At 46.0% G+C, this 8344-nt stretch carries 8 protein-coding genes; 3 read left to right on the top strand and 5 right to left on the bottom strand.

Annotated features, from left to right (window positions below; all coding sequences use genetic code 11):
• Positions 1–422: 422 nt before the first annotated feature.
• On the bottom strand, positions 423–1055 hold the full coding sequence (locus QZ938_RS32260) for a L,D-transpeptidase (RefSeq protein ID WP_293356362.1): 633 nt from the start codon (positions 1053–1055) through the stop codon (positions 423–425).
• A 939-nt stretch (positions 1056–1994) separates the two neighbouring features.
• Here QZ938_RS32260 and QZ938_RS32255 point away from each other — a divergent pair.
• Positions 1995–2492, top strand: coding sequence for an autotransporter (locus tag QZ938_RS32255; protein WP_293342973.1), 498 nt, complete (start codon positions 1995–1997; stop codon positions 2490–2492).
• 105 nt (positions 2493–2597) lie between these two features.
• A complete protein-coding gene (locus QZ938_RS32250; RefSeq protein WP_293356365.1) occupies positions 2598–3944 on the top strand; it encodes a PQQ-dependent sugar dehydrogenase in 1347 nt (448 codons plus the stop codon).
• Positions 3945–4179: 235 nt separating this feature from the next.
• Here the strand turns inward: QZ938_RS32250 and QZ938_RS32245 are convergent, their stop codons facing one another.
• The 4 genes from QZ938_RS32245 to QZ938_RS32230 form a co-directional block, all read right to left on the bottom strand.
• A complete protein-coding gene (locus QZ938_RS32245) occupies positions 4180–4746 on the bottom strand; it encodes a DUF924 family protein (RefSeq protein WP_293356368.1) in 567 nt (188 codons plus the stop codon).
• 290 nt (positions 4747–5036) lie between these two features.
• On the bottom strand, positions 5037–5393 hold the full coding sequence (locus QZ938_RS32240; RefSeq protein ID WP_293150265.1) for a peptidoglycan-binding domain-containing protein: 357 nt from the start codon (positions 5391–5393) through the stop codon (positions 5037–5039).
• A gap of 392 nt (positions 5394–5785) precedes the next feature.
• Positions 5786–6424, bottom strand: a complete 639-nt coding sequence (locus QZ938_RS32235) for a ThiF family adenylyltransferase (protein WP_293356371.1) — start codon at positions 6422–6424, stop codon at positions 5786–5788.
• 150 nt (positions 6425–6574) lie between these two features.
• The gene (locus QZ938_RS32230) at positions 6575–7402 is read right to left on the bottom strand and encodes a hypothetical protein (protein ID WP_293150269.1); all 828 of its coding nucleotides are present in this window, start codon (positions 7400–7402) and stop codon (positions 6575–6577) included.
• Positions 7403–7699: 297 nt separating this feature from the next.
• On the opposite strand from QZ938_RS32230, the gene QZ938_RS32225 reads away from it, so the two are divergent.
• Complete coding sequence (locus QZ938_RS32225; protein ID WP_293150271.1) at positions 7700–8092, top strand: DUF4189 domain-containing protein; 393 nt, start codon at positions 7700–7702, stop codon at positions 8090–8092.
• The last annotated feature ends 252 nt before the right edge of the window (positions 8093–8344 follow it).

Genomic DNA, 8344 nt, shown 5'->3' with positions numbered 1-8344 from the left:
GCGGTTGAAACCGCTACTACACAAACGATGTCCGCCTCCGCGGACTAAGAAAATCTTCAGAAACTCGGCGGTTGAAACCGCTACTACACAAACGATGTCCGCCTCCGCGGACTAAGAAAATCTTCAGAAACTCGGCGGTTGAAACCGCTACTACACAAACGATGTCCGCCTCCGCGGACTAAGAAAATCTTCAGTCCGCGGAGGCGGACTTTGTTTTTGTAGCCGCGATTTCAATCGCCGGGAATTGATGTTTTTGTAGCCGCGATTTCAATCGCCGGGAATTGATGTTTTTATAGCCGCGATTTCAATCGCCGGGAATTGATGTTTTTGTTGAAACTCGGCGATTTCAATCGCCGAGAATTCATGTTTTTGTAGCCGCGATTTCAATCGCCAGGAATGGATATTTTGATACTTGCTAATAACTACTTCTCGACAATTACCGGAGTGCCAACTGCGACTTTCTCAAATAAAGCTTGGGCATCTTTATCAAACATTCTGACACAACCGTGAGAAGCCGCTCGCCCGATCGACTCTGGATTCGGAGTACCGTGAAAACCAATCACATTTTTACCATCCGTCCAAAACCCGATCCACCTGCTTCCCAGGGGATTGTCCGGCCCTGCGGGTACAAGTTCTCCAGTCCAAGGATGTTCCCAAACTGGATCTTTAATCATGTGTGTAATTTTAAAATTCCCCGTGGGAGTTTCCCACCCGCCTTTACCGACAGCCACCGGGAAACTGGCTTGCACCTTATTTTTGCGGTAAACATACACCCGGCGTTCTCGCAATTTCAGCACTAAACGCACTTCCTCAATGGCATTTTGTGGCGCGTTTGGTTCCTGCGGAAGATACTGAGACGGTTCGCCTAATGGTGGCAGTTCGGGAACTCCGAGATTTGGCAATTTTACATCGGATTTTGGCTGCTGGGCGATCGCCCTATTACTCAAATTAGCCACCTGTTCGGCAGCTACCTGCTGCTGGAAGGGAACCGACAGCGCCGCTGCGCTCAAACTCAGCACAATTAAGTTGTTAAATAAAAATTTGCTGTTCACCATTATTTTGTTCGCTAAACTCCTCACCAGCAGTTCCTACAAATTTCCTATCTAATTATCCGCAAACTCCACCGGACAGCCACATTTTAGAGATGGCTTTTTTTGTGTAAATGCCCTGCCCAGTTTTGAGTTTCAATTCTACAAATTATAACTTGTCTAACTGTCACAAGATAGGTTTGTAGTGATGAATGCGATTTTAGGAAATTTGATGCGGACTAAAGTCCTCACTACAAACCAATATTTTTTATTGTCAGTAATTTTACGGATACGATCTAACTCAACAAAAAACTTACCTGAAATAATTGGTTGAAAGCTTCTCCTTGAGCGGGAGAAATTAAAATCAGACGATTCATTACTCCAATCCTCGGACTTCCAGGCAGAGGTTGCTGTCAACTATTAATTGTCAACTGTCAACTGTCAACTGTCAACTGAATGAAGCACTAATATCAAAGAAACCGGGATTTTATACGGCTAATGGTGGCGCTGGGCTAGAGATTTTCGCGAACAAATCCGGTTGATGGGTAAATCGCGCAAGTCAATGATTGAATTTTACCTCCGACTCATTTGATTTTTTTATCTGTGGCAGACTGGCGATCGCAAATTGAAACTATGGCGCTGCTGCATCCGGCAAGCATAATCTGTCTGTTGGCAGAGTTTGCCGCCCGTGGCACCACAGTTAGAGGGGCGCAAAAAAACGGAAACGGTCGATCGAACAAACTCAATATATCACGCCGACACTCTAGAGATGCGAAGCACTGAACTTCTTGTAACTGGGGAACTTTTGATGTAAGATTTAGTCTTTGAAAACTTGTTCGATAATCTTTTTTTGAGATTGTCCTAAATTTACTACTCCGGGGATTAAACTGGATTAGGTTTAAAGGTTGGGACTTTCGCGCAGCGGAAGCAAGCCCGACCCTGAATAGCAGTTAATGTGAGGTTTCAATGCGTCTTCAGAAGATCAAATTATTTACAGGTGCAACCCTGTCGGTACTAATATCGGCGGTTTCAGTGAATCCTGCGATGGCTAACCCTCCAATTGAAATAGCCCAAACGCAGAGCACCACAACAGCCAACGCTCAAACCATTATTGGTTTTGTCAAAAATATTGTCGGCGACATAGTAACAATTAGCCCAGAAAGCGGGCCGTACAGGACTCTCAGGATTCAAAGATGTATCCTGAGAATTACGTCTCTGGTACCGGGAATGAAAGTCAGAGCCACCGTAGCCGGAGATCAGGTAGAAAGGCTCGTCGTGATCCCCGATTATAAAGTAGTCTCTACCACAGTTGTTCGTCCCCCCGCTCCAGCACCGCGTCCGGCCCCTGAACCGCCACCGCGTCCGGCTCCCGCTCCCCGCCCAGTTCCTCGTCCCGCTCCCGCTCCGGCTCCGCGTCCGATTCCGGCTCCGCGTCCAGCTCCTCCTGTGAGAGGACTTTGGTAGAACTAGATTTCTAACCAGAATTAAGCCACCGCGCGCGGTGGCTTTGCTTTTTCAGAGCAGTTACAATTAAGATAATTGTCCAGCAATTGTTGAGAAATCGCTGCTATGTATTACCTGCGTTTCTTGCTGCTAATTCTGCTGTTACCGCTGGTTGCGTGCGATCGAGCTACCAATGCTACAGCGACTCCTGTACCCGCACCAACTCCGCTGTCGCAAATTCCCTCCGTTGCACCGCTGACAAACGTTCGCACCAATCAAATTGTACCGACCAAACCGCTATCGCCGCAGCCGATCCGCATTGTTGCAACTGCTTTGCCGCAGCCTTTCGCCACCCAAAGCGCCTCGAAACCTCCTCAAGTAGTACCGATTCCCCCATCGCCAGTGCTGCAAGTCCCTCCTGGCTTTGTCGTCAGCGTTTTTGCTGACAATTTAGACGCTCCCCGATGGCTGGCTTTGACGCCGACAGGAGATGTTTTGGTAACAGAAACCCGGCAGAATCGGATTAGGCTGCTCAGGGATGCCAACGGTGATGGCGTTGCTGAGGTGAACATGACTTTTGCTAGCGCCCAAAACGGCTTAAATATTCCCTTTGGTATGGCTTTTGCCGATCGCTATTTCTTCCTGGGAAATACCGATGAAGTCCGCCGATTTCCCTACACAAGAGGGCAAGAACAATTAACAGGTACTGGTGAAAAAATTGCCAATTTACCGGGCGGCGGCTACAATCAACACTGGACGCGAAATGTTGTCGCTTCTCCTAACAACCGCCAGTTGTTTGTATCAGTTGGTTCCCAATCTAATGCCGACTCCGAACCCTTACCCAGGGCGTCGGTGCAAGTGATGAATTTGGACGGTACAAACCAGCAAACCTTTGCTTCCGGTTTGCGAAATCCGGTGGGATTGGATTTTCACCCAAAAACCAATCAACTCTACACGACAGTCAACGAGCGCGACGGTTTGGGAGATGATTTGGTGCCGGATTACTTGACCAGAATTCGTCAAGGCGAGTTTTACGGCTGGCCATACACTTATTTTAAGCCAAATTTGCTCGACCCGCGCCACGTCAAAAATGGAAAGAGCGATCGGCCTGATTTAGCAGCGAAAACATTGATGCCAGACGTGCTGTTTCAGGCACATTCGGCAGCTTTGGGACTTCAGTTTTACGACGGGAAAACGTTTCCCAAAAGATTTCTGAACGGGGCGTTTGTAGCGTTTCGGGGTAGTTGGAACCGGAATGCAGGAACGGGTTATAAAATTGTGTTTGTACCTTTTAATGCCGCGACTGGACGCCCTCAAGGTTATTATGAGGATTTTCTGACTGGTTTTCTCACCGATCCGTCGGGCCCGAAAACTTGGGGGAGGCCTGTTGGTTTGCTGGTTTTACCTGACGGGAGTTTGCTGTTTACTGAGGAAGCGAACAACCGGATTTATCGGGTGCAGTATCCCCGGTGAGCAAAGGGCAAGGACATTTTTTTAAAGACAAGATCGTATGTGGTAAAATAACGTTTTATAAGTTTCTTAGTAAGTTCGTAGTAAGGACTTCAGTCCGTCTTCAGGTTCGTAGTAAGGACTTCAGTCCGTCTTCAGGTTCGTAGTAAGGACTTCAGTCCTCCGAATTTTTGCCAAGAAAGAAGGACTAAAGTCCTCACTACGAACCAATCTAACTACGAACCAATATTGATAAACTTTAAAACCCCGAACCTGGTTGTTTTAAAAACTCTGCTTCTTCGGGGGTTGTTTCGCGTCCGAGAATTTGATTGCGGTGGGGAAATCTCCCAAAACGCTCGATGATTTTAAAATGCCGCACTGCAAAATCAATGACTGAATCGCTGTCAGGTTCGCCGCTGAGTTGGCGAAATAGTTTCACAGATTTTTGCTGGTGTTCTAAGTTTTCGCTGTGTTCAAAAGGCAGGTAGATAAACCACTTTTGTACAGTCAACAATTCGCGATCGAAGTTATTGTTAACAGCGTGTTGGGCGGCGGCTAAGGCTTTGCTGTCCGTGGCGAAGGCTTGGGGATTTTCGCGAAACATATTGCGCGGAAATTGATCGAGCAGTACGATCAATGCTAGGCAGTTTTCTGGGGTATTTTGCCAGAAGTCGAGTTGACCCGAGGCTGCTCGTTCGTATTCTGTCAGAAAGCCCGATCGCACTTCCGTATCAAAAGCCGCATCTTTCTCAAACCACTTCTTTTGAACTTTACCAAACTCTGGAGAGTTCGATCGCCCAAACCAAAAATCTAAAATTTCATTCATTACCAATCTAGTTAGGCATTGATTATTAATGGAAATATAGGTATCTGTAGTTGCACAAAATCTACTTAATGTACAACTACAAATTCCAGGGATTAATGATTGCCAAAGATGACTCCGCCCAAACAGAGGTACTTGCTTTGCGACGCTATCGAGGGTCGATAAAAAATTAGATTACAGAGTTTAAGCTTCCAGATTCATCTGTTATTGAGTAAATCTAAAATCTAAAATCTAAAATCTAAAATCTAAAATTGAGTGACTTAGGAACTTTTGCTGTCCGGTAGTTGAATTTACTAACTCGAAAACAGTCTGTCCCAAGTTTTGCCTCCCACAATTCCGTCTACAGGAAGTTTTTCTTGCCGCTGAAATATTTTCACTGCATCTAGGGTTGTTCTACCGAAGATGCCATCAAGTGCGATCGGTTCTGGGCAGACACCCCGGGCGTTCAACAATTTTTGCAGTTTCCTCACATCTTCCCCTCTCGATCCGTGTTTTAAAACCCTTTTATGGTAACGGACTTCTGGTTCGTGACAATCATTAGTGTGGCAAGCTGTGCTGCTGCTGCCAGAATAAGTGGCTGCATTGGCGCCAGTCAAAACTAATAATCCGAGAACTGCTAGTAAATAATAAAAAGTCTGCGATCCAACCATACTTTCCCTGTTAATTTTCTTAAGCGTTTTCTGCAAGTTTGACCCGCAAGAAACGGTTCACTCAGTTGACAGTTGACAGTTGACAGTTGACAGTTGACAGCCACCTCTACCTGGAAGGAAGAGAATTGGAGTAATGAATCGTCTGATTTTAATTTATTCCTAAAACCCAGAGGCTTTCAACCAATTATTTCTGGTAAAAGCCACCGACACCAGGAGTGGACGATATCAAAATTTTAGACTTTTGTTCGAGTTCCCAGATGCAATCGGAGAGTCAATCTAAAATCTAAAATCTAAAATCTACTGACAATTGTTTGAGAGTGAGAAACCGGGTTTCTGGGATGGAGCCGTCCAATCTCGATTGACCGGGTTTCTAGCAACAGTCAACAGACATTCTACAATATAAGTGGCTTTACTGCAAAATCTCGGATTGTGCAAGTTAAATTTTGTTGCTCTTGGGTTGCAGCAAAGGTAACAATTACTTCGCAGGCAACAGCAACCGTCAGCATTACCAAGTTTCTCGCCAGCGGGTAATCGCAAACGTCATCATTGGCGGCGGTCGGAACCCGATAGTGTTGGTTCCAAATTATTTCGGAGTAATCGGCGGCTAATCCGACGTGCACGCAGGGAATGGAAGCACTCGCACAGTAATCTTTGACTGCTTGGCGCCCGACGCTGTTATCAAAAGTATCGATCGCCAGGGCGCTGTTGGCAAGCAGTCGATCGACATTGGCGGGTGTCAATTCCTTTGAGTGCGCGTCAATGCTGACAGACAAAGCGCGGTACAGGTTGTTGGCGAGAATTTTCGCTTTGAATGCGCCGATATCCGATCGATAATAGGGTTGAGTGGAAAGGTTGCGCTCTTCGATGCGATCGCGATCGACGACTCTTAACTGGCAAAAGCCCGATCGCGCCAGACTCTCTACAATATTCGCACCCAAAGCCCCCGCGCCGCACACCGTTACCGGGAAATTTTTTACCAGCGACATCACTGCGGAACTTCTGTAAAGTTGTTCGTGAAAAAATATACTCATGACTGTTGACTGTTGACTGTTGACTGTTGACTGTTGACTGTTGGGAATTGCTCAGCTATTCTGCATTAAAAATTTTAATGTAAAAAACTCAAAGTCTTGTGGGGTGGGCTTCTAGCCCGCCCCAGACGTACAAATTAAATGCTGTAAAGCTTATCGATTTTCGACTACTCCAACTAATGATTGCAAGTCGAAATCATTGTCTAAGCCGCTAAGACAAATGCCAGCACTCATAACAGTTAAGTCATTTTTGGCGATCGCCGAACTATGATGTTCTCCACTGCCGCTAGTCCATTCAACCAGCCAATAATCAGCGCGATCGGAAAAATCCCGCAACTCGCCGCCGCCCATCTTCAACGCCCGCTGCAAGCGCTGTTCGTCACGGACTTTCGGAGCGAAATCTTTAATATTTCTAGTCACCAATTCATAAACAGTTCGCATTTCTGGAGTCATCCCTTTAAAGCGAACATCTTGAGGCAAAATCAACTTTTTTAAAGCTGATCTCAACTGCTCGGACAGCAGCGGATCGGCGCGCCTGTCAATCTCTTCAAACCACAAACAATTACCGTCCCACCGCGCCACAATCTGCTCGAACTGGGAGCCTTCACTCACTAAATGTACAGGTACAGGTTTAGCAAAACCCACGCGCTGTTTAGCATCAGACTCGTTAACAGGATAAGCCAGCCAAGTTTGCCCTTGCAGCACGCGAGCTAATTGCAAGCGAATCGGGACAAGCAGTTGCAAATACTCGGCGATTTGTGGCAAACTCGGTTCCTCAACTACAGCAGCAATTTTATCATTAATTGACCCCAAAATCGCCCATCCTTCAAAGTTGCGCTGCTGCAACTGAAAAGTATAAATCATGCCACCTATCTTTGTCCGCACCCTTCCCCCTCGAACGCAAGGAGCCAGGAATTGGGTATCGAGCAGTTCCCCTTCTTGGGCAGCGAGTTTGCTGATGATTTTGCGGATGTTTGCCATGGAAGTGACCTCCTTCAACAGTTGACAGTTGACAGTTGACAGTTGACAGTTGACAGTTTAAGAGCGACCTTTACCTAGAAGGAAGAGGATTGGAGTAATGAATAGTCTGATTTTATTTTCTCCCTATCGGGGAGAGGCTTTCAACCAATTCTTTCTGGTGATTTTACTTGTTTTTACACGATCTGCATAGAAATTAAGCAAATATAAACATTTGCCAGCAATCTTGACATCAATAAAATTCAGAATATAATATTAAACAAGCATTCAAAGTTAACGTTGTAAAAATATCGAGTGAATATGCTGCAAAAACTCTGTTTTAAGTTAGTAGTAGTGACAAGTCTGATACTTTCTATTGTTGGCTCTGCCCAAGTAGCTAAAGCTCAGAACAGTCATGGAGCTACTGCTTATTCTCCGACTTCTGACGCCACCGGTATTAGTTGGGATCATGGTACAGAGAAAGAAGCGCTAGATGCAGCAGTAGCCGCCTGCAATCAACAAAGCGGTGGGGCTAACGATTGTCAAGCGCTAACCTCTAATACCAATAATTGTGGAGCGATCTCAGTAGGCAAAGGAGGAGCAGGTGCGGGCTGGGGCGGCGATAAAGCAGCAGCAGAAGCTCAAGCTCTCGCTGCTTGCAGCGAACTGGAAGGAGGCAATTGTAAAATTCAGCTTTCAGCTTGCAACAAGTAGTTGAATGATGAATTTTTGCCTGAACGGTTTGTAGTGAGGACTTTAGTCCGCAGAAAAATAAGGACTGAAGTCCTCACTACAAACCTATTTTCTTATGGGGTTTGTAGTGAGGACTTTAGTCCGCAGAAAAGAAGGACTGAAGTCCTCACTACAAACCTATTTTCTTATGGGGTTTGTAGTGAGGACTTTAGTCCGCAGAAAAGAAGGACTGAAGTCCTCACTACAAACCTATTTTCTTATGGGGTTTGTAGT

Origin of the sequence: Microcoleus sp. CAWBG27, assembly GCF_020883145.1 — a bacterium.
Lineage (GTDB): Bacteria > Cyanobacteriota > Cyanobacteriia > Cyanobacteriales > Microcoleaceae > Microcoleus.
Note: the sequence above shows the minus strand (reverse complement) of the source record. Positions and strands in the feature narration are given on the sequence as shown.

Bases quoted from the DNA above. Each gene is read 5' to 3' on its own strand.
- QZ938_RS32260 (WP_293356362.1), bottom strand. From the start codon at position 1,055: ATGGTGAACAGCAAATTTTTATTTAACAACTTAATTGTGCTGAGTTTG.
- QZ938_RS32255 (WP_293342973.1), top strand. From the start codon at position 1,995: ATGCGTCTTCAGAAGATCAAATTATTTACAGGTGCAACCCTGTCGGTA.
- QZ938_RS32250 (WP_293356365.1), top strand. From the start codon at position 2,598: ATGTATTACCTGCGTTTCTTGCTGCTAATTCTGCTGTTACCGCTGGTT.
- QZ938_RS32245 (WP_293356368.1), bottom strand. From the start codon at position 4,746: ATGAATGAAATTTTAGATTTTTGGTTTGGGCGATCGAACTCTCCAGAG.
- QZ938_RS32240 (WP_293150265.1), bottom strand. From the start codon at position 5,393: ATGGTTGGATCGCAGACTTTTTATTATTTACTAGCAGTTCTCGGATTA.
- QZ938_RS32235 (WP_293356371.1), bottom strand. From the start codon at position 6,424: ATGAGTATATTTTTTCACGAACAACTTTACAGAAGTTCCGCAGTGATG.
- QZ938_RS32230 (WP_293150269.1), bottom strand. From the start codon at position 7,402: ATGGCAAACATCCGCAAAATCATCAGCAAACTCGCTGCCCAAGAAGGG.
- QZ938_RS32225 (WP_293150271.1), top strand. From the start codon at position 7,700: ATGCTGCAAAAACTCTGTTTTAAGTTAGTAGTAGTGACAAGTCTGATA.